This is a genomic window from Anaeromyxobacter sp. K, from assembly GCF_000020805.1.
Classification (GTDB): Bacteria; Myxococcota; Myxococcia; order Myxococcales; family Anaeromyxobacteraceae; genus Anaeromyxobacter; species Anaeromyxobacter dehalogenans.
This window is the reverse complement of record NC_011145.1, coordinates 2,431,197-2,450,940: the sequence shown is the minus strand read 5'-3', so window position 1 is coordinate 2,450,940 and position 19,744 is coordinate 2,431,197. Positions and strand designations below refer to the sequence as shown.

The window sequence follows — 19,744 nt, the reverse complement described above, 5'->3', positions numbered from 1 at the left end:
AGAGGAGCGCTCGTTGGGTCCCTCACTGTCCGGCGAGGCCGCGTGGACGCGGGCGGCCGCGCGAGGCGACCGGCAGGCCTTCTCACGGCTGGTGGACCTGCACAAGCGCACGGTGTTCGCCCTCTGCGTCCGGCTGCTGCGGGACCAGGACGAGGCGCAGGACGCCGCCCAGGAGGCGTTCGCGCGCGCCTACGCGAGCCTGGCCGCGTTCGATCCCTCGCAGCCGTTCGCGCCCTGGCTGCTCCGCATCGCCCGCAACCACTGCCTCGACGTGCTCCGCCGCCGCCTGCCGCAGGCGCAGCGGGTCGAGCTGGACGCGGCCCCGGAGGACGGCGCGCCGCGCGATCTCGCCGACCCGGACGCGCCCCGCGGCGACGACGCGCTGGAGCGCCGCGAGCTGGCGCGCACCATCGAGGCCGCGGTCGCGGCCCTGCCGGCGAACTACCGCGAGGTCGTGCACCTCTTCCACGTCGAGCACCTCTCCTACAAGGAGATCGCCGCCGCCATGGACGTCCCCATCGGCACCGTGATGACCTGGCTGCACCGCGCCCGCGCGCGGCTCAAGGCGACCCTCGACGCGAGCGCCCCGGAGATCACGCCATGACGACCTTCACCGGACACCTCACCGACGCCCAGGCGCAGCGCCTGGTGGACGGGATGCTGCTCGAGGCCGAGGCGGACGAGGTCCTGGCGCACGCCGGCGACTGCGCCGAGTGCCAGGCGCTCGCCGAGTCCTACCGCGTGCTCGGCGACGCGCTGGGCGAGGCGCTCGGCGCCCTCGAGGTCCCGGAGCTGCCGCGCGACTTCACCGCCGGCGTGCTCTCCCGCATCGACGCCCGCGAGCACGCGGTGCGGCGCGAGCGGCGCTTCGCCGTCGCCATCCTCGCCGCCGTGCTGGTCGCGATCGGCGTCACCGTGGTGGCCGCCGGGGCCGGCACCTGGGCGCCCGCCGCCAGCCGGCTCGCCGGCGGCCTCGGCTCGGCCGGCGAGGCGCTGCGGCTCGGCGCCGGCCTGGCCGCCACCGTGCTGTCGGCGCTCCGCTTCCAGCTCGCGCTCGCGTGCGCCGTCCTCGCCGTCCCGCTGCTGTTCGCGCTCTCGCGCCTCATCCCCTCGGCGCGCGCAGAGCTCGCCTGACCGGAGCCAGAATGCTCTTCGCCCTCCTCCTCGCCGCGCTCACCCTCGAGAGCCCCGAACCGCCGCCGCCGGTCGTGAACGCGCAGGCGACCGCCCCGGCGCCGCGGCCGCCGCAGAAGCCGGCGCCGCGCGCCCGGCCGGAGGCGGCCCCCCCCGCGCCGCCGGCCCCGCCCGCGCCGCCCCAGCGCCAGGCGCCGCCGTCGGTGCTGCAGGGCGAGTGGCCGGCGCCCTCCGGGAAGCGGGTCACGATCGACGACACCACCTCGCTCGACGACGCGCTCGAGGAGATCTCGAACGCCGCCGGCTGGGACGTGGTGCTGAACACCGGGCGCACCGGGAACAAGCTGCTGGTGCTGAAGCTCCGGAACGTGCCGGTGGAGGACGCGCTCAAGGCGGCGCTGGCCGGGACCGAGCTCGTCGCCACCCGCACCGGCGACATGGTGGTGGTCGCGCCGGCCGGCGAGCGGGTCGGCGCGGCGCCCGGGGCGCTCTCGGGGTTCGACAAGCCCAGCGGCAAGCGCTTCACCGGCGACTTCGACCATACGCCGGTGGCCGAGGCCATCCGGGTCATCTGCAAGTCCGCCGGGCTCTCGGTGGTCATCCCCGACGAGGCGGCCGGGACCGTGAGCGGCCACTTCGTGGACATCCCGGTCGAGGAGGCGCTGCAGGCGGTGCTGGTGCAGGCCGGGCTCTCCGCGGAGCGGGCCGGCTCGCTCATCACGGTCCGCGCCGGTCGCGGCTTCGGCCTGCGGATCCCGCAGGGCTTCGCCGACGAGGCGCGCCGCTCCGCCGAGGAGGCGCTGCGCCAGGCCGAGCGCGAGCTGCGCCGCGCCGGGCGCGAGGTGGACGAGAGCGGCGGGCGCGATCGCCAGTCCACCGGGCAGGACGTGGTGGTCCGGTCCGGCGAGGTGGTGCGCGACGTGAACGTGGTGCGCGGGAGCGTGCAGGTGCAGGGTGGCGCCGCGGCGCGCGACGTCTCGTCGGTGTTCGGCTCGGTGCAGCTCGACCGCGGGGCCGCGGCGCGCGACGTCTCGGCAGTGTTCGGGACCGCGAAGCTGGCGGGCGGCGCCGTCACGCGCAACGTCGTGGCGGTGGGCGGGGATGTCGAGATCGGCCCCGGCGCCGCGGTGGAGCAGGACGTGACGAGCGTCGGCGGCCGCGTGATCGTGGACCCGAGCGCCACCGTGGGCGGCGACACCAAGTCCATCCCGTTCCCCAGCATCCCGGGCGTGTTCGGCCGGACGGCCTCGAGCGTCTTCCGGGAGGCCTCGCCCATCCTCACGGTGCTCGAGGCGCTCATCTCCTTCGTGGTCCTGTTCGTGCTCGGCCTGCTGGTGCTGGCGCTGTTCCCCCGGCGGCTGGAGGCGGTGGCGAGCTACATGGTCGCGAGCCCGGGCAAGTCGCTGCTCGCCGGCACGCTCGGCACGGTGGCCATGCCGGTGCTGCTCGTGCTGCTCGCCGTCACGATCGTCGGCATCCTGCTCATCCCGGTGCAGATCCTGGGGATGATCGCGGCCGGGGTCCTCGGCGTCACCGCCCTCACCTTCCACGTGGGGCGCGCGCTCCCGGTGCCGGAGAAGCGCCGCACCGTGGTCCTGCAGCTCGCGCTCGGGACGGCGATCTTCGTGGTGCTCGCGCACATCCCGTTCGTCGGGGCGCTGGTCTGGATCGCGACCTGGCTCATCACCTTCGGCGCGGTGCTCCGCTCGCGCTTCGGCCAGCAGTCGCCGCCGGTCCTCCCGACCACGCCGGTGCCGCCGCCCGCCGCGTTCTAGGCCGCGGTCAGCGGCGCAGCCGCGGCGCGCCCGCCGGCAGCCGCGAGAGCGCCTCCACCGCGGCGCGCCGGACGCGGCCGTGGTAGTCGCTCCGCAGCGCCTCCAGCCGCGGCGCGGCCGCCTCGTGGCGCAGCCGGCCGATGGCGCGCGCCGCCACCGCCCGCACCTCGGCGCGATCGGCGGTGAGCTGCGCGGCGATGGCCGGCCCGGCGTCGCGGGCGGCGAGCTGCGCGAGCGCCTCGATGGCCTCGGCGTCCGCGAGCGAGCCCGGGCGCGCCAGCCAGTCCACCAGCGGCTTCACCGCGGCGGGCGCGCCGGTCTTGCCGAGCGCGAACGCCGCCGCCGGGGCGGAGGCCCCCTCGAGCAGCGCGGTGAGCGGCGCCACCGCGCTCGCGCCGCCCGCGTCGCCCAGCGCCACCGCCAGCGCGGAGCGCCAGCTGCCGTCGTCGGGCGCCGCCTGCCCCGCCGCGCGCGCCAGCGCCGGCACCGATCGCGGCCCGGCCCGGCCCAGCGCCGCGGCGGCCGCGAGGCGCACCTCGGGCGCGCCGTCGTCGAGCGCGGCGGCCACCGCCCGCAGCGCCGCGTCGGTGCCCAGCCCCGCCAGGCCGGCGACCGCGCCGGTGCGCACCGCCGCGTGCGGATCGCGCACCGCCTCGAGCAGGAGCGGCTCCGCGCCCGGCGCGCGGAGCCCGCCAGCGGCGGCGAGCAGCGCGCCCAGCTCGCGCGCGTCGCCGTCGCCGGTGGGCGGGCGCGCCCCGGCCCGCGCCGCGGCGGTCCCCGCCCCTGCCGGCAGCGGCTCCGGGGTCGGCCGCCCGAGCGCGGCCGCCCGGCGCGCGGAGAGCGCCGCGGCGCGGTCGCGGAGCGGGCCGGCCGAGCCCGGCGCGCCGAGCCTGGCGAGCGCGCGCGCGGCCGCGGCGCGCAGCCCGGGGTCGCCGCGCGCAGGGTCGAGCAGCGGGAGCAGGCGCGCGGCGGCCGCCTCCGCCGCGGCGCCGGTGAGGCCCAGCTCGCCGAGCGCGGCCAGGGCGGCCTCGGCCCCGGGCCGGCCCAGCCGCGCCAGGAACGGGCGCGCCGGGCAGTCCGCCTCGCGCAGCCGGACCTCGCGCGCGGCCCGCGCCGCCACGGCGGGATCCGCGCTCCGGACCGCCACCTCGCACAGCGCCGCCCCGACCTCGAGCGCCTCCGGCAGCGCGGCGAGCGCGTCCGCCGCCGCGGCCGCGATCCGGCCGGAGGACGCGAGCGCGACCGCCTCGAGCGCGGCGGTCGCGCCGGGATCGCCGAGCCGGCCCAGCCCGCCGGCCCCGGCCTCGATCAGCTCCGGATCCGGCGAGCGCAGGAGCCCCTCGAGCGCCGGCCGCGCCCCCCAGTCGCCGGCCTCGCCCAGCCCGCGCGCCGCGCCCGCCGCGAGCGCGCGATCCGCGTTGCGCGCCGGGTCGAGCAGCGGCACCAGCCGCGCCACCACCTCGGCCCGCCCGCTCGCGCCGAGCTCCTCGGCCGCGCCCGCGCGGGCCGGCCCGCGCCCGCCCAGGGCCGCCAGGTTGCGCTCCCACAGCGTGCGCGCCTCCTGCTCGACCGCCTCGCGGAGCGAGACGCCGACCGCGTCGAGCGCGTCGGCGATGGCGGCGCGGCCCGCAGGCGACGCGTCCGCGTAGGCGACCCGCAGCGCGCCGCGCGCGCGCGGCTGGTCCGGCATGCCGGCGAGCCCGCGCGCCGCCGCGGCCGCCACCGTCGCGTCGGGATCCGCCAGGAGCGCCCCGAGCGCCTCGGCCCCCTCGACGCCGCCGCGCGCCGCGAACGCCTCGGCCGCCGCCCGGCGCACCTCGGCGCTGCCGTCGCGCTGCGCGACCAGCAGCGTGGCGAGCGCGTCCGCGCCGCCGCGCGCGCCCGCCGCGCGCACCGCCGCGGCGCGCCGCGCCGGGTCCGGCGACCCGAGGTCGCCGCCGCCGCAGGCGAGGCACGCGGCGAGGATGGCCGCAAGGGCTGCGCGGGATGCAAGGGCGGCGAAGGGGGCGGCTGCGGGCACGCGGGACACGGGCCGCCATGCTCGCCGCGAACCCCGCCGCGCGCAAGCGCGGGCGCCCGCCGCGGCCAGCGCCCGCGGTCAGCGGCGGCGGGCGCCGGCGCGGCCCGGGCGCGACGGGCGCGAGGGCCGGGACGCGCGACCGCCGGGGCCCGGGGCGGTGGCCCTCGGTCCGGCCGGCCTCGGACCGCCGCGGCTCGCGCCGCGAGCCCGCGGCTCGACCTCGTCCGCGCCGGGCTCGGCCGGCGGCGGGACCGCGCCGGGCGCCGCCGGCGGCCCGTGGCCGTGGCGGCGGGCCGCCTTCGGGAGCTCGCGCACCGACGGTCCGCGGGCCGGCGTGCCCGACTCGAGCCCGACCCGCTGCCGCAGCGCGCGCACCTCCTCCGGCTCCAGCCGGCGGAACTTGCCGGGCCGCAGCCCGCCGACGCCGATGCCGCCGAACTCCGGCCGGAACAGGCGCTGGACCTGCAGCCCCACCGCCTCGCAGAGCCGCTTCACCAGGTGGAAGCGCCCCTCGCCCACCACCACGCGGATCCACACGTTGCGGTCGGCGTGCTCGTGGACGGCCACCTCCAGCGCGCGCGCCGGACCGTCCTCCAGCCGCACCCCGGCCTTCATCCGCTCCAGCGCCTCCGCCGGCGGATCGCCCTTCACCTTCACCAGGTACACGCGCTGGTGGCCGTAGCGCGGGTGGGCCAGCCGGTTCGCCAGCTCGCCGTCGTCGGTGAGCAGCAGCGCGCCCTCCGCGTCGTAGTCGAGCCGGCCCACCGGGAACGGCCGCCCCGGCACGCCGCGCAGGTACTCCATCGCGGTGGGGCGACCCTGCGGATCCGACGCGGTGGTGACACAGCCGGACGGCTTGTAGAGCAGGTAGTAGCTGCGCTGCTCCGGCTGGGAGACGAGCGCGCCGTCCACGGTGACGAGGTCGCGCCCCGGGTCCACCTTGGTGCCCAGCTCGGTCACCGTGCGCTGGTTGACGCGCACCCGGCCGGCGCTGATGAGCGCCTCCGCCTTGCGCCGCGAGGCGATGCCCGCCCCCGCCAGGAACTTCTGCAGCCGCTCCTCGGCCATCCGCTAGCTCCCCGCCGCCGGCGGTCCGCCGGGCCCGGCGCCGGCGCCCGGCTCCGCGTCGGCCTGCGCCTCGGCCTCGTCGGCCCGCTTCTTGTCGGCGAGCGCGGCCTCGGCCGCGCGCGCCTTCTCGTCCGCCGCCACCATCGCCTGCTCCAGCTCGTCGAGCGCCGCGTCGCTCTCGGCGCGCTTCGCCTCCAGCTCGGCGCGGAGCTTCTCGTCGGAGAGCTCGGCCACGATGCCCTCGATCCCGGGCGCCTGCTCCGCCGGCGCCTCCTTCTCCACGATGTCGCGGTGCTCCTCGGAGAGCTCGTGGAACTCGCGCAGCGTGGGGAGCGAGGCGAGGTCCTTCAGCGCGAAGAACTCCAGGAACTCGCGGGTGGTGCCGTACAGGATGGGCCGCCCCGGCTCCTCCTTCTTGCCGAGGATCTTGACCAGCTTGCGCTCGAGCAGCGCCTTCACCACCGCGCCGCAGTCCACGCCGCGGATGTCCTCGATCTCGGGGCGGGTCACCGGCTGCCGGTACGCGATGATGGCGAGCGTCTCGAGCGCGGCGCGGGTCAGCCGCTGCGGCTTCACCTTGAGGAAGCGGCGCGCGAAGTCGGAGTTGTCCGGCGAGGTGCGGAGCTGCCAGCCGCCGGCCACCTCGTGCAGCACGATGCCGCAGGGGCCCTCGCGGTAGTGGCCGGAGAGCTTGTCGAGCGCCTTCTCCAGGCGCTCCACCTCGACGCCGCTCGCGGCGCGCATCTCCTCCACGCTCAGCGGGCGCTCGGCCAGGAACAGCAGCGTCTCCACCACGGTGCGGACCCGGTCGGCGCTGAGCCGCCGGGCCGCCGCGGCCAGCTTCTCGAACGGGAGCTCCTTGTCGTCGGCCACGTCGATGTCGGCCGGATCCACCTCGTCGAGCGCCGGGTCGCCCTGCTTCGCCTCCTCGGCGGCCTGGAGCGCGTCCAGCTCGGCCGCGGAGACCGACGCCGCGGGCGGCGCGTCGCCCGCCGGCGCGTCGGCAGCGGGCGCCCCGGTGGCGGGCGCGGCCTCGGGCTGCGCGGCGGAGCCCTCCGGCCCCGCGCCGTCCGGCGCGGGCACGTCCTCCGCGGCGGTCGGCCGGTCGGTGGGCTCGGTCATCGGTAGTCCTCCTGTCCGACGGGGACGTCGTCGCCGAGGGTGTCCTTCGCCTCGACGAGGATCTCGGCCCCGGGGCCGGCGTCGTCCAGCGCGGCCTGGTAGATGCGGATGAGCTTCAGCTTCGCCATCTCCAGGATGGCGAGGAACGTGGAGATCACGTTCGCCTTGGTGTTCCGGTTCTCGGCCGGGCCGGCGAGCAGCTCCTCGAACGTGGCGCGCCGCCGCAGCCGGAGCACGTCGGCGACGCGCGAGATGGCGTCGCTGATGGTGAGCCGGTCGGTGATCACGTCGTGCGTGTGCTCCGGGCGCGCGTGCGCGATGGCGCGATCGAGCGCCTCGATGAGCTTGAACACCGAGACGTCGGCGAGCCCCTCCGGCCCGTCCGGCGCGGCGGGGCGCTCGGCCCGGACGCGCCGGGTGAACACGGTGCGGTCGAGGATGTCGCGCCCGCCCAGCTCCTCGCCGGCGGCCTTGTACTTCTGGTACTCGAGCAGCCGCCGCACCAGCTCGGCGCGCGGGTCCACCCCGGCGTCCTCGGGACCGGCCGCGTCCTCGGCCACCTCGGTGCGCGGGAGCAGCAGCTTGCTCTTCATGAGCAGGAGCTGCGCCGCCATGTGCAGGAACTCGCCGGCGATGTCGATGTCGAGGTCGCGCATCGCCTCGAGCGTGGCGAGGTAGCTCTCGGTGATCCGCGCGATGGGGATGTCGAAGAGATCGACCTCGTGCTCCTTCACCAGGTGAAGGATGAGGTCGAGCGGCCCCTCGAACGGCGGCTGGCCCTCGCGGAGCGGGGGGAGCGTGACCCGGAACGCGTCCGCAGCGGCGCGCGCGTCGGCGTCGTCGGCGCGCGGCGAGTCCGCGCCGAGCCCGGCGTCCGTGTCGCTGTTCCTGGCCATCCCGGCGGACCGCCCCCCGTGGTGGGTCCTACTCGAGCTTCATCGCGGCGCGGACCTGGACCATGTTGGCCTCCGCCGCGGCGCGCGCCTTCTCGTTCCCGAGCTGCACGATGTCGTCGAGGTCCTTCGGCTTCGCGAGCAGCGCCTCGCGCCGCGCGCGCATCTCCTCCTGCTGCGGCAGGAGCCGCTCGAGCAGCTTCTTCTTGCAGTCCACGCAGCCGATCCCGGCGGTGCGGCAGTTCTGGTCCACCCAGGAGACGGTCTCGGCGTCGCTCGTCACCTTGTGCAGGTAGAACACGCCGCAGACGTCCGGGTTGCCCGGGTCCTGCCGCCGCTTCCGGGCCGGGTCGGTGACCATGCCCATGATCTTCTTCTGCGTGGACTCGGCGCTCTCGCCCAGGTCGATGGTGTTGCCGTAGCTCTTCGACATCTTCCGGCCGTCGGTGCCCAGGATCTTGGGCGCGGCGGTGAGCAGCGGCTGCGGCTCGGGGAACACCTCGCCGTAGTGGAAGTTGAACTTGCGGACGATCTCGCGCGACAGCTCCAGGTGCGGCACCTGGTCCACGCCCACCGGCACGCGGGTGGCCTTGTACAGGATGATGTCCGCGGTCATCAGCACCGGGTAGCCGAGGAAGCCGTACAGGGCGAGGTCGCGGTCGGTGATGTTCTCGCGCTGCTCCTTGTACGTCGGCGAGCGCTCCAGCCAGCCGAGCGGCGTGATCATGCCGAGCAGCAGGTTCAGCTCGGCGTGCTGCTTCACCCGGCTCTGGATGAACAGCGTCGACCGCGCGGGGTCGATGCCCGCGGCGATGAAGTCCACGAACATCTCGCGCTCGGCCTGCCTGATGACCGAGGTGTCGTGGTAGTTCGTGGTGAGCGCGTGCCAGTCCGCGCTGAAGTAGAAGCACTCGTTGTCGTCCTGGAGCTTGACCCAGTTCGCGAGCGCGCCGTGCAGGTGGCCGAGGTGGAGGCGGCCGGTGGGCCGCATGCCGCTGACGATGGTGGGGCGCTTCGCTTCCGACATGTTGCCGATCCCGCGGCCCTAGGCCGCGCTGATGAAGTTGACGAGGTTCGCGAGCAGGCCGAACAGGTAGGAGAACGGTCCGGCGATCAGGCGTCCGCCGAAAATGAACACGGCGAGCAGCAGGAAAGGCGCGAGCGCGGTCACCCGTTCCCACCCCGCCCGGAAGCGAAGCGGCATGTAGCCGTCGACGATCCGGCTTCCATCGAGCGGAGGCACCGGGATCAGGTTGAACAGCGCGAGCGCGAGGTTGACCACCAGGATGTTCTCGAGCAACTCGCGCACCCCGCCGCCGGACGCCAGAGCGGCTGGCGCATACCGCCCGAGGAGGCCGAACGTCACCGCCGCGAGCAGAGACAGGAGGAGATTGGAGAGGGGGCCCGCCCCCGCCGTCCAGGCCATGCCGCGCCCCATGTGCACTCCGCGCCGGAAGCGCGCCGGGTTCACCGGGACAGGCTTGGCCCATCCGAACATGAACCCCGTGCCGGATATCAAAAGGATGAGCGGCAGCACGAGCGTGCCGAAAGGGTCGATGTGCGAGAGCGGGTTCAGCGTCAACCGGCCGGCGCGGCTGGCCGTATCGTCCCCGAGCTTCTGAGCGCTCCACGCGTGCGCGTATTCGTGCACGGAAAGCGACAGGATCAGGGGAATGAGGGCGGCAACCGCGTGAGCGATGTTGAAGGACGGCAAACGTAAGCCCCGAACAGGAAAGCGGTTCTTTAGCAGCGTGGGGCCGGGCGGTCAACGCGCTCGGCGGCCGCCGGACGCGCCGGGACCGCGGCCCGCTCCCCCCTCCGAACAGCCGGGGCGCGCCGATTCCGCCCGGGATCGCGACGCGGCTCAGGCGCGGGGGTGGAAGCGGTCGTACAGCCGCTTCACGTGGGTGCGATCCACGTGGGTGTAGATCTGCGTGGTGGAGACGTCGGCGTGGCCCAGCATCTCCTGGACCGCGCGCAGGTCGGCGCCCCCCTCCAGCAGGTGGGTGGCGAAGGAGTGCCGCAGCTTGTGCGGCGAGATGCGCCGCCGGATCCCGGCGCGCCGGGCGCAGCGGTCCAGGATCTTCGCGAACCCCTGCCGCGTCATCCGGCCGCCGCGCGGGGTGACGAACAGGTCCTTCGAGCGGCGGCCGTGGAGCAGCCGCTCCCGCGCGACCGCCAGGTACGCCTTCACCGCCTCGGCGGCGGGCGCGCCCACCGGCACGATCCGCTCCTTGTTCCCCTTGCCGCGGGCGATGAGCACCCGCGTCTCCAGGTTCACGTCGTTCAGCTGGAGCGAGACCAGCTCCGAGACGCGCAGCCCGGTCGCGTAGAGCAGCTCCAGCATGGCGCGGTCGCGGATCCCGGCGGCGCTGCGCACGTCCGGCGCGGCCAGCAGGCGGTCCACCTCGTCGTGCGAGAGCAGCCCCGGGAGGCGGCGCCCGGGCCGCGGCGACTCGATCTCGTCCGACGGATCGGCGGAGGTGACGCGCTCGGCCGCGAGGAGCCTGTGCAGCGAGCGGATGGCGGAGAGCGCCCGCGCCTGCGAGCGCGGCGAGAGGCCGCGGCGGACCAGCTCGGCGAGGTGGGCCTGGATCTCGCCGCGGCCCACCCGCTCCCAGGCGTCCACCCCCAGCTCGTCCAGGTGCTCGAGGTAGCGGCGCAGGTCGCGCCCGTAGGCCTCGACGCTGTTCTCGGCGAGCCCCTTCTCCACGCGCACGTGGGCGAGGAACAGGTCGAGGGCGGGCTCCAGCGCGGACATCGCGGCGACGATAGCGCCGGGCCCGCGCCCGTCCAGTTCGCGGCCGGCGCGCCGCTCAGGCCAGCAGGTCGGAGACGTCGCCCTTGCCGGCGCGGACCACCACCGGCTCCGGGCCGGAGAGGTCGATGACCGACGACGGCTCGGCCGGGCGGAACCCGCCGTCCAGGATGAGGTCGAGCCCGTGGCCCAGCTCGTCCTTGATGTCGTGCGCGTCGATGAGGATCTCGCCCTCGGGCTTCGCCGCGGAGGTGGAGATGAGCGGGTGGCCCAGCCGGCGCACCAGCTCGAGCGCGATGGGGCTGTCGGGGATGCGGATGCCGACCGTCTTCTGCCGGCGCAGCACCAGCTCCGGGACGAGCCGGGTGGCCGGGAGGATGAACGTGAACGGCCCGGGCACCTTGCGGCGCAGCACCCGGTACGCGGCGTTGTCCACGATGGCGTAGCGCGAGATCTCCGCCAGGTCCTGGCAGATGAACGCCAGCTCGTGGGTGCGCGGGAGCTGCTTCAGCTGGTAGATGCGCTCGATGGCGCGCTTGTCGAACAGGTCGCAGCCGATCCCGTAGAACGTGTCGGTCGGGTACGCGATCACGCCCCCGGACGAGAGCGCCGAGACGGCGCGCTCGACGACGCGCGGCTGCGGGTGGAGGGGGTCGATCTCGACGATGGGCGCGGCCGGCATGAGCCCGCGATCTAGCAGCTTTCCGCCGGCTCCCCAAGCACCGCGGCGGAGGCGCGCACCGCGGGCGCCCTCCCGGCACGCCGGGCGGGCGTCCGCGGCGCGGACGACCCTGCGTCAGCTCCGGCTCTTCCCGCGCTCGATCAGCTCGCGGACCTTCTGGCCGCCCTTCTTGCCGATCTCCTCGTAGAAGGCGTGCCCGCGCTCGTCCCGAACCGCGATGCCGCCCTTGCGGCCCGCCTCCGAGACCGTCATCCCGCGCCGGCCCTCGTCCGGCTCGCCCCGACCGACCTTCTCCTCGTTGTCCGCCATTCCCGTCCCCCTCCCGTCCGCGTGCTAGCGATCGTCCCCCATCCCCTCGCCCTTCCCCGCCTCCTCCTCGGCGCCAGCCTTCCCCTTCTCGATCAGCTCGCGGACCTTGTGCCCGCCCTTCCGGCCGATCTCCTCGTAGAAGGGCGTCCCGCGCTCGGCCTTGATGGTCTCGCCGCCCTTCTTGCCGATCTCCTCGTAGAAGCGCGGCCCGCGCTCGGCCTTGACGGTGTCGCCGCCCTTCTTGCCGATCTCCTCGTAGAACTTGCGGCCGCGCTCGGCCTTCACGGTCTCGCCGCCCTTCTTGCCGATCTCCTCGTAGAACTTGCGGCCGCGCGTCTCGCGGACCCGCACCCCGCCCTTGCGACCGGCCTCCGAGACCGTCATCGCCCCCTTGCTGCCGCCCTTCTTCTCTTCAGCCATGTGTCGCCCCCGTCCGTTCACGCACAATGTGGTCGCTGGTCTTCCGCCGGCGCAGGGCCCGGGCGAGCACGTGCTCGGCGATGGCCTCCGCCATGTCCAGGCCGGTGGCCTCGAGGATCCCCTGCCAGCTCGGGTTCCCGTTCACCTCGATCACCGTCGGCCCCTCGTCGCCCAGCACGAGGTCCACGCCGGCGTAGTCCAGCTCCAGCGCCGCCGCCGCCGCCTCCGCCACCGCGCGCACCGCGGCGGGGCACTCCACCGCCTCCACCCGCCCGCCGCCGCCCACGTTGGTGCGCCACTCGCCCGGCGGCGCGTGCCGCACCATCGCGGCCCGCGTCGTGCCCCCGACCACGAACACGCGCAGGTCGCGCCCCGGGTGCGGGACGTACGCCTGCAGGTACACGGCGCCGTCCCTTCCCGCCCGCTCCCGGACGCGGTCCCGCCCCGCCCGATCCGGGCGGACGCGCTCCACGCCCTCGCCGAGCGAGCCCGCCAGTGGCTTCACGACGGACTCGCCGAGCCGCTCCAGCGCGTGCTCGGCGCCGGCCGGCGCCTGGGCCACCGCCGCCGGCGGGGTCGGCACGCCGGCGCGGACCAGGAGCCACGAGCTGCGGAACTTGTCCTGGGCCGCGAGCAGCGGCTCGATCCGGTTCACCACCACCGCGCCGGCTCCCTCCATCGCGCGGTAGATCTCGAACTGCGCGTCGGGGTCGCCCTCCCGGCCGAGGCCGCGCGCGAGCACGAACGCATCGACCTCCTCCATCCGCATGGTGCCGAGCGAGACCCCCACGCCCTCCGCCCCCACGCCGGCCGCCATCGCCGACGGATCGATCACCACCGCCTCGCCCCGCCGGGCACACGCAGCGAGCAGGCGCTTGCTGTGCCAGTCCTCCTCCGGCCAGGCGGTCACCACCCCGATCCGGACGAAGCGTTCCATGCGAGGCTTGCTTCCCTTCCCCCACCCCGACCGCCGCGCAACATGGTGACCATGCCCGGCTGGCTGGACAAGGGCGCGCCATCCCGAACCTTTCTCGGAGGTCCCGCCGGGTCCGGCCCGTGGCGCGGCCCGGGCGGCCGCCGGGCGTGCGTCGGCCGCCGCCGCGCGCGTGCGGGCGGCGGGGTGCGGAGGAACGGACCGTGAAGTGCGCCGGTCAGTCGGCGCGGGCGAGCGCCGCCTCGAGCGCAGCCACCACGCGCCCGGCCTGCTCGCCCTCGAGCGGCCGCCCGTCGGCCGCGCGGACGTAGAACGCGTCGGCCGCCCGGTGGCCCTCGGTCGCGATGCGCGCCAGGTCCACCGACACGCCCAGCTCGAAGAACGTGCGCGCCACGGTGTGCAGCAGGCCCACCCGATCCGCGGTGAAGACGTCCACCACGCTGTGGGCGCGGGCGCTGTGGTTGTCGATCACGATCTTGGTGGGCACCCGCGGGAGCGGCTTCGCCGCGACCGAGGAGGCGCGCAGGCGCCGGGTCATCAGGGCGTCGAGCGGCTCCTCGCCCGCGAGCACGCGGACGAGGTCCCGCCGCGCGGCGCGCCAGCGCGCCGGCTCGACCGGACCGTCGTCGGGGCCCCGCAGCTCGAACACGTCGAGCGCCCGGCCGGCCAGCCAGCCGGCCGCCGCGGGATCGGGCGAGCTGGAGAACACCTCGGCGTGCTGGATGTCGATGCGGTGGGCCGCCAGCACGCCCGCCACGGTGGCGAGCAGGCCGGGGCGATCCCGGGCGGTGAGCGCCAGCTCGGTCAGCCCCAGGTCGCGCCGGTGGCGCAGCGCTCCGGCGAGCACCCGGTCGCGCCCGAGCTGGAGCAGGCGCAGGTGGTGCGGCGCCTCCCCCGGCGCGGCGGTCAGGAAGTACCGCGCCGGCATGGCCGCGACGAAGCGCCGCTGCTCGGCCTCCGACCCGTGGCGCGGGCTGGCGGCGAGCGCGGCGGCCACCCGCGTCCGCCCGGCCGCCTCCGCGGTCCCGGGCTCCGGGCGCCGCTCGCCCCGCTGCAGCACCTCGCGCGTCTTCCCGAAGAGCTCGAGCAGCAGCCGCGCCTTCCACTCGGTCCAGGTGCGCGGGCCGACCGTGGCCATGTCCGCGTAGGTGAGGAGGTACAGCTTCTCCAGCCGGTCGAGGGTGCCGACCTCCTCCGCGAACGCGTGGATGAGATCGGGATCCGAGAGATCGCGCCGCTGCGCGATGGCCGACATGCGCAGGTGCTTCAGCACCAGCCACTCGATGTCGCCGGCGTCGTCCGGGTCCACGCCCATGCGCACGCAGGCCTCGGCGGCGATCTCCGCGCCGCGCACCGAGTGGTCCTTGCCGGCGCCCTTGCCGATGTCGTGGAACAGGGTGCCGAGGTAGAGCGCCAGCGGGCGCGCCTGCGCCTGCATGAGCTCGCCCAGCACCGGCTCCTTCACGTCGCCGCAGCGGAGCGCGAACAGCCGGCGCACCGCGAACAGCGTGTGAACGTCCACCGTGTACACGTGGTACACGTCGATCTGCCGGCGGGCGGTGATCCGCGCGAACTCCGGCAGCACCTTGGGCAGCACGCCCAGCTCGTGCATCTGCGTGAGGAAGCGGCCGCGCGTGCCGGCGCGCGTGAAGCACGCCAGCAGCTCCTGGTTCAGCTCCGGGTCGGCCGCGCCCTCCGGCGGCAGCTCCTCGGCCACCTGCGCGGCGAGGTCGCGCGCGTACGGGTACAGGTCGAGCTGCTCCCGGTCCGCCGCCGCGAACAGGCGCACCAGCGCCGCGGGCGAGCGGCGCAGCACGTCCTTGTCGGACACGGTCAGGCGGCCGCGGAACACCTTCAGCTCGCCGCCGGGCAGGAACCGGTCCGCGGCGCGGGTGGGCTGCCCCTGCAGCACCGGCACCGGCCGCTCTGCGCCGATGGTGGCGGCCGGCGGCGGCACCATGCGCCAGCCGGTGGCGGTCTGCGTCTCCAGGCACCGGTCCACGATCGCGTCGCACGCCACCAGCACCGCCTTCGCGGCCAGGTAGTAGTGGCGCATGAACTCCTCGACGCCGCTCGCGCCCTCGCGGTCGCGGTACCCCATCGCCTGCGCCACCTGCGGCTGCACGTCGAACGTGAGCTGGTCCCACTTGCGGCCGGCGAGGTAGTGCATCTCGTTGCGTACCCGCCAGAGGAAGTCCCGGGCGCGGCGCATCTCGCGGATGTCGCGCTCCGGCAGCAGCGCCCGGGAGAGCAGCTCGGTGATCCCGGCGACCTTGAAGCGCACCCGCGCCAGCCACAGCGCCGACTGGAGATCCCGCAGCCCGCCCTCCGACTCCTTCACGTTCGGCTCGAGCAGGTAGAGCGAGTCGCCGAAGCGCTCGCGGCGGCCGCGCATCTCGTCGAGCTTGTCCTGCAGGAACTTCTCGACCTTGGCGGTGGAGAGCCCGTGCAGCTCCTCGCGCTCCAGCTCGCGGTAGAGGTCGCGATCGCCGCCCAGCCACCGGAGGTCGAGCAGCGCGGTGCGCGCGGTGTGGTCCTCGGAGGCGAGCTGGTCGCAGGTCTTCAGGTCGCGGACCGCGTAGCCGACCTCGAGCCGCAGGTCCCAGAGCGCGTAGACCAGCCGCTCCGCGGCGGTCTTCACGAACGCGTCCGGCTTCCCCGGCGCGTGGAGCACGAGCAGGTCCACGTCGCTGAAGGGGGCCAGCTCGCGCCGGCCGTAGCCGCCCAGCGCCACCAGCGAGACCGGCGAGGGCGCGTGCGCCTGGCCCGCCTCGGCCAGCGCGCGATCCCACAGCGCGCCCACCACCCGGTCCATGGCCGCGCTCTGCAGCCGGACCACCGTGTGCCCGCTCGCCCCGGCGCGGTGGACGTCCTCGACGTAGCGGCGCAGCTCGGCGAACGCGGCCTTCGGGTCCCCCGTCACCTGCGGCAGCTCGGCGAGCTTCGCCTCGAACTCGAAGGGCGCGGCCACGGGGAGGTTGATCAGGGCGTCGAGCGCGGGGGGCGTCATCGCGGCGGAGTATAGCGTCCGCCGGCCCCGCGCTCCCGCCGCGGATCACGGCGCCGGCGCGTGGATGGCGGCGAACGCCCGCGGGGCGGCGATCGCTGCCAGCAGATCGGGCACCCCTGCCTCCCGGACGAGCACCGGGTAGCGCAGCCCGCCGCGCCAGGCGATCGCGTGCGTCCGGAAGCGGTCGCCCGCCTCGACCAGCAGCTCCAGCGGCCCGCCGCGCTCGGTGGCGCGCAGCGCGTCCTCCAGCCGCTGGCGCGTGTGCTTGCGGCCGTTCACCGCCACGAGCCTCGCGCCCGGCGGGATCCCCGCCCGCGCGGCCGGCGAGCCGGGGACGACGTCCACCACCCGGTCCTCGGAGAGGTAGAGGCCGATGGACGCCTCCAGGTTGAACGACCCGAGCACCCGCTCCTGCGCCACCTGGAGCGAGGTGGGCGTGGCGCCGGTGGTGAGCCGCCACCCCGCCGCCTCGATCCCGGCGGTGGGCGCCTCCGGGCGCGGGCGGGCCACGCGCGCGTCGAGGAGGCCGGCCCAGTCGAGCGGCGCCACCTTGCCCAGCGCGGCGATCACCTCGTCGAGCCGGTACGCCGACACGGTGGGCCCGCCGGACCGCCCGCCCAGGAACGCCCGCACGAAGTCGTCGAGCGAGCGGGCGCCGCGCGACTCGCGGCGGATGCGCGCGTCCACCTCCAGCCAGACCAGGGCGCCCTCCCAGTAGAAGTCCACGCTGCGGCGCGCGTACGCGCCCTCGGAGCGCGCCGAGTACCCCACCTGCGCCGCCGCGGCGGTGTCCTCGAGCGAGCGCCAGGCCCGGCCGGTGGTGCTGGCCATGCCCTGCGCGGCCACGGCGATCGAGTCCGGCAGGCGCGCGCCGCCGAGGCCGCTGCGCGCGGCGAGGACCCAGCCCAGGTAGTGCGTCAGGCCCTCGTAGACCCAGAGCAGCCGCGCGTCCGGCGGCGCCTGGAAGTCCGCCGCCGCCATCCCCTGCGGCCGCCGCGACTTGCCGTTCCAGGCGTGGACGTACTCGTGCGACAGCAGCCCCGCCCGCGTCCGCCGCGCGACGGGGTCGGCCAGGGCGCGCTCCGGCATGCGCATGTCGGCGCACTGGTGGTGCTCCAGCCCGGAGAAGACGATCTCGTCGGAGAGCGTGACGAGGAACCGGTAGCCGGCGAACGGGTAGCCACCGAACAGCGCGCCGGCCTCCGCCACCAGCCGCTCCACGTCGGCGCGCAGCTCGGCGGGGACCGCCAGCGCGTCCTCCGACTCCGCCGCCACCACCAGCAGGTGCGGCGGGGCGCCGGGCGCGTGCACCGGCAGCTCCACCAGGTGACGGCCGGAGAGGACCGGCGAGTCCACCAGCAGCTCCAGGCTGGCCGGCGCGAACCGCATCGCGTCGCCCTCGCGCGCGGCCACCGGCAGCGCCGTGCTCGCCTTCCAGCCCCGCGGCAGCGTCACGCGCGCGCGGACCGGCTGATCGGCGGCGGGCACGCCGGCGGGTACCAGGACCACCGTCCCCCAGCCCAGGATCCCGAGCTGCGAGGTGAAGGAGGAGCCGGCGGCGGAGCTCCCCTGCCCGGCCGGCGGCGCGAGCTGATCGAGCGCCACCTCGACCCGCTCCGCGCCGCGCGGCACCTGCACGTGGAACGCGTACGGATCGACCGGATCGCGCGCCCACGCGAGCGGCCGCCCGCCCGCGGTCACGGCCAGCGAGGCCAGCTCCGCGACCGCGTTGCTGGGCCGGTGATCGCCGGGCAGCCACTTCGGCGCGACCAGGGTGAGCGGGCCGGGCCGCGCCGGGATCACCAGCCGCGCGTGGATCACGCCCGACGGTGCGTCGCGGAGGTCCACCTCGAGGTCGATCGGCGCGGCCGCGGCGCCCAGCACGGCGAGGCCCACGGCGACTGCGGCTCCCAGCATGCACGCTCCCGGAGAGAGCGTTCACGCATAGCGGAGGCCGGGCGCCGTGTCGAGGGCTTCCGCGACCGGGCACCGCGCGGGGCGCCGCCCGCTCCCCGACGCGCGCTCACAGGGTTGATCAGAATTCCTCGACGAGCACGTAGACACAGCGAACCCGCTTCGCCGTGACGAGGCGACCGACGTTGTGGGCGAGGATCTTGAGCAGGATCTCCGCCCGGACCGTCTCGGGGAGCCGCGAGCTGACGCGACGGAACCCCATCGTGTCTTCGATGGCGGAGAACACCGGCTCAACGGTCGCGATGCGCCGGTTGTAGCGCTCGCGTGCCCCCTTGCCCTGTAGCCGGTCCCGCATCGCCTCCGCAGCCGGACTCACGGTGAGGGCGCGCTCACGTCCGGGCGTGCACTGCGGCTTCTGCGGGCACTCCGCGCAGCCGACGCCGATCCACTTCAGCCGGCCGACCGCCGAGTCCTGATAGGGGCCGCGCATACGCGTGCCTGCCGGGCAGACGGCGGTTTCGCCGTCGATCTCGAAGGCGCGCCGCCCAAAGTACGGAGCCGTCCTGTCGTCATGCCCGTTCTCCTTGCCGGGTTCGGCGACGAGGATGTCGGCCCACTCGCGGGAACGCAGTGCGAACGAAAGATCCGGCTCGCTCCAGTAACCTGCGTCCGCGGCGAACTGGAGCTTCGATTCCTCCGGCACACCCGCCCGCAGGAGGGCCTCTCGCGCTTGGTTCACCGCTCCCTCGAGCTTGCCGTAGTCGTTCGTCGCCGCGTCCACCAGCACGGAGATCACGAAGCGGGTCCTCTGCCCGCTCGCGGTGACGGTGACGCGATGACCCGGCAGACCCGCGCCCGACGGGAACTTCATCAGTGCGGCCGCGGGGCTCGTCAGCACCACGTTCGTGACGTCGCGCTCGTCGCACAGCGCCAGCGCCTCGCGATGCTTCTTGAGCTTTGCCGCGTGCTCCATCCGGCTGCCCTTCGGCAGGTCTCGCGGATCGATCCCCTCGAGTTCGCGGAGCCGCCGCGTGGAGCGCTCGCGCGTCCTCACCGCCTTCGTCGAGGCGTGCGCCCGGATTCGGACGCTGTCGATGGCGAGGTCCTTCGCGTCGAGCAGCCCGCGCTCGTGCGCGAGGCGCACCGTGGCGTCGATGGCGGCGGCGAACAGCACGGCATTGCGCTGCCGGAACCGGCGCAGCGTCGCGCCCGAGTGCTTCCCGCCACGTGCGACGAGCCGCATCGCCGCGTCCGTCCCCAGCGCGCGGGCCACCTTGGTCGAGTGATGAAGTCCGATGAGGCTCGCGTACACCCAGACGGCGAGCGTGCTCTTCGGGTGATAACCGTGACGGCCGAGCGACGAGTAGCCGGCCTCGACCGCCGATGTGTCGAGCTGCTCGACGATCTCGAGCACCGCCCAGGCGAGATGATCCTTCGGGACGCTCTCCGCCGGGCAGCCCAGGATCGCGTCGAGCTGGTGGCTCGTGTCCGGCTTGAAGTGCGGATCGGGATCTCGGCGCTGCCTGCGGCGAACTTGGGCGGGCTCGGTCGGCGGGGGCGTGAGCGTCATCGCGCGCAGAAGATCATCCCGCGCCTCTGACCTCAACTCCTGTTTTGGGCAACCGTGTCAGAGCGCGTGAATCAATCCCCGGACCGAGCCAGGCGGTCGAGACGCGAGCAGCGCGAGGCGCGACGACCGAGCATG

At 75.5% G+C, this 19,744-nt stretch carries 17 protein-coding genes; 3 read left to right on the top strand and 14 right to left on the bottom strand.

The window, feature by feature from the left end:
* Nucleotides 1–13: 13 nt before the first annotated feature.
* The 3 genes from ANAEK_RS10920 to ANAEK_RS10910 are packed head-to-tail and all read left to right on the top strand — an operon-like array spanning nucleotide 14 to nucleotide 2,909.
* Complete coding sequence (locus ANAEK_RS10920; protein WP_012526205.1) at nucleotides 14–604, top strand: RNA polymerase sigma factor; 591 nt, start codon at nucleotides 14–16, stop codon at nucleotides 602–604.
* Complete coding sequence (locus ANAEK_RS10915) at nucleotides 601–1,134, top strand: anti-sigma factor (protein WP_012526204.1); 534 nt, start codon at nucleotides 601–603, stop codon at nucleotides 1,132–1,134. The genes ANAEK_RS10920 and ANAEK_RS10915 overlap by 4 nt, the downstream gene beginning before the upstream one ends.
* Nucleotides 1,135–1,145: 11 nt before the next feature.
* A complete protein-coding gene (locus tag ANAEK_RS10910) occupies nucleotides 1,146–2,909 on the top strand; it encodes an STN domain-containing protein (RefSeq protein ID WP_012526203.1) in 1,764 nt (587 codons plus the stop codon).
* 7 nt (nucleotides 2,910–2,916) lie between these two features.
* Here the strand turns inward: ANAEK_RS10910 and ANAEK_RS10905 are convergent, their stop codons facing one another.
* The 14 genes from ANAEK_RS10905 to ANAEK_RS10840 all read right to left on the bottom strand — a co-directional run bounded on the left by ANAEK_RS10905 (nucleotide 2,917) and on the right by ANAEK_RS10840 (nucleotide 19,609).
* Entirely contained in the window at nucleotides 2,917–4,938 is a 2,022-nt protein-coding gene (locus ANAEK_RS10905) for a HEAT repeat domain-containing protein (protein ID WP_012526202.1), read from the bottom strand.
* 69 nt (nucleotides 4,939–5,007) lie between these two features.
* On the bottom strand, nucleotides 5,008–5,997 hold the full coding sequence (locus ANAEK_RS10900) for a pseudouridine synthase (RefSeq protein WP_012526201.1): 990 nt from the start codon (nucleotides 5,995–5,997) through the stop codon (nucleotides 5,008–5,010).
* A gap of 3 nt (nucleotides 5,998–6,000) precedes the next feature.
* Nucleotides 6,001–7,119 carry an SMC-Scp complex subunit ScpB gene (gene scpB, locus ANAEK_RS10895; protein WP_012526200.1) on the bottom strand — a complete coding sequence of 373 codons (1,119 nt, stop codon included), beginning with the start codon at nucleotides 7,117–7,119 and terminating at the stop codon, nucleotides 6,001–6,003.
* A complete protein-coding gene (locus ANAEK_RS10890; RefSeq protein ID WP_012526199.1) occupies nucleotides 7,116–8,015 on the bottom strand; it encodes a ScpA family protein in 900 nt (299 codons plus the stop codon). Before ANAEK_RS10890 ends, scpB begins: the two co-directional genes overlap by 4 nt.
* Nucleotides 8,016–8,043: 28 nt before the next feature.
* Nucleotides 8,044–9,039 carry a tryptophan--tRNA ligase gene (gene trpS, locus ANAEK_RS10885; RefSeq protein WP_012526198.1) on the bottom strand — a complete coding sequence of 332 codons (996 nt, stop codon included), beginning with the start codon at nucleotides 9,037–9,039 and terminating at the stop codon, nucleotides 8,044–8,046.
* Between the two features lie 18 nt (nucleotides 9,040–9,057).
* A complete protein-coding gene (locus ANAEK_RS10880; protein ID WP_012526197.1) occupies nucleotides 9,058–9,726 on the bottom strand; it encodes a site-2 protease family protein in 669 nt (222 codons plus the stop codon).
* Nucleotides 9,727–9,876: 150 nt separating this feature from the next.
* On the bottom strand, nucleotides 9,877–10,773 hold the full coding sequence (gene xerD, locus ANAEK_RS10875) for a site-specific tyrosine recombinase XerD (protein WP_012526196.1): 897 nt from the start codon (nucleotides 10,771–10,773) through the stop codon (nucleotides 9,877–9,879).
* Between the two features lie 55 nt (nucleotides 10,774–10,828).
* Nucleotides 10,829–11,452 (bottom strand): L-threonylcarbamoyladenylate synthase, encoded by a 624-nt coding sequence (locus tag ANAEK_RS10870; RefSeq protein ID WP_012526195.1) that lies wholly within the window; start codon nucleotides 11,450–11,452, stop codon nucleotides 10,829–10,831.
* 114 nt (nucleotides 11,453–11,566) lie between these two features.
* Nucleotides 11,567–11,761, bottom strand: a complete 195-nt coding sequence (locus ANAEK_RS10865; protein WP_012526194.1) for a hypothetical protein — start codon at nucleotides 11,759–11,761, stop codon at nucleotides 11,567–11,569.
* Between the two features lie 24 nt (nucleotides 11,762–11,785).
* Nucleotides 11,786–12,181 carry a general stress protein gene (locus ANAEK_RS10860; protein ID WP_012526193.1) on the bottom strand — a complete coding sequence of 132 codons (396 nt, stop codon included), beginning with the start codon at nucleotides 12,179–12,181 and terminating at the stop codon, nucleotides 11,786–11,788.
* A complete protein-coding gene (locus ANAEK_RS10855; protein ID WP_012526192.1) occupies nucleotides 12,174–13,118 on the bottom strand; it encodes a RimK family alpha-L-glutamate ligase in 945 nt (314 codons plus the stop codon). Before ANAEK_RS10855 ends, ANAEK_RS10860 begins: the two co-directional genes overlap by 8 nt.
* Before the next feature lie 214 nt (nucleotides 13,119–13,332).
* A complete protein-coding gene (gene glnD / locus ANAEK_RS10850) occupies nucleotides 13,333–16,125 on the bottom strand; it encodes a [protein-PII] uridylyltransferase (RefSeq protein ID WP_012526191.1) in 2,793 nt (930 codons plus the stop codon).
* Between the two features lie 45 nt (nucleotides 16,126–16,170).
* Complete coding sequence (locus tag ANAEK_RS10845) at nucleotides 16,171–18,042, bottom strand: M61 family metallopeptidase (RefSeq protein WP_012526190.1); 1,872 nt, start codon at nucleotides 18,040–18,042, stop codon at nucleotides 16,171–16,173.
* 118 nt (nucleotides 18,043–18,160) lie between these two features.
* Entirely contained in the window at nucleotides 18,161–19,609 is a 1,449-nt protein-coding gene (locus ANAEK_RS10840; RefSeq protein ID WP_012525172.1) for an IS1182-like element ISAnsp6 family transposase, read from the bottom strand.
* Between the last annotated feature and the right edge of the window lie 135 nt (nucleotides 19,610–19,744).

Bases quoted from the DNA above. Each gene is read 5' to 3' on its own strand.
- ANAEK_RS10915 (WP_012526204.1), top strand. From the start codon at position 601: ATGACGACCTTCACCGGACACCTCACCGACGCCCAGGCGCAGCGCCTG.
- ANAEK_RS10910 (WP_012526203.1), top strand. From the start codon at position 1,146: ATGCTCTTCGCCCTCCTCCTCGCCGCGCTCACCCTCGAGAGCCCCGAA.
- ANAEK_RS10900 (WP_012526201.1), bottom strand. From the start codon at position 5,997: ATGGCCGAGGAGCGGCTGCAGAAGTTCCTGGCGGGGGCGGGCATCGCC.
- scpB (WP_012526200.1), bottom strand. From the start codon at position 7,119: ATGACCGAGCCCACCGACCGGCCGACCGCCGCGGAGGACGTGCCCGCG.
- ANAEK_RS10890 (WP_012526199.1), bottom strand. From the start codon at position 8,015: ATGGCCAGGAACAGCGACACGGACGCCGGGCTCGGCGCGGACTCGCCG.
- trpS (WP_012526198.1), bottom strand. From the start codon at position 9,039: ATGTCGGAAGCGAAGCGCCCCACCATCGTCAGCGGCATGCGGCCCACC.
- xerD (WP_012526196.1), bottom strand. From the start codon at position 10,773: ATGTCCGCGCTGGAGCCCGCCCTCGACCTGTTCCTCGCCCACGTGCGC.
- ANAEK_RS10870 (WP_012526195.1), bottom strand. From the start codon at position 11,452: ATGCCGGCCGCGCCCATCGTCGAGATCGACCCCCTCCACCCGCAGCCG.
- ANAEK_RS10865 (WP_012526194.1), bottom strand. From the start codon at position 11,761: ATGGCGGACAACGAGGAGAAGGTCGGTCGGGGCGAGCCGGACGAGGGC.
- ANAEK_RS10860 (WP_012526193.1), bottom strand. From the start codon at position 12,181: ATGGCTGAAGAGAAGAAGGGCGGCAGCAAGGGGGCGATGACGGTCTCG.
- ANAEK_RS10855 (WP_012526192.1), bottom strand. From the start codon at position 13,118: ATGGAACGCTTCGTCCGGATCGGGGTGGTGACCGCCTGGCCGGAGGAG.
- glnD (WP_012526191.1), bottom strand. From the start codon at position 16,125: ATGACGCCCCCCGCGCTCGACGCCCTGATCAACCTCCCCGTGGCCGCG.
- ANAEK_RS10845 (WP_012526190.1), bottom strand. From the start codon at position 18,042: ATGCTGGGAGCCGCAGTCGCCGTGGGCCTCGCCGTGCTGGGCGCCGCG.
- ANAEK_RS10840 (WP_012525172.1), bottom strand. From the start codon at position 19,609: ATGACGCTCACGCCCCCGCCGACCGAGCCCGCCCAAGTTCGCCGCAGG.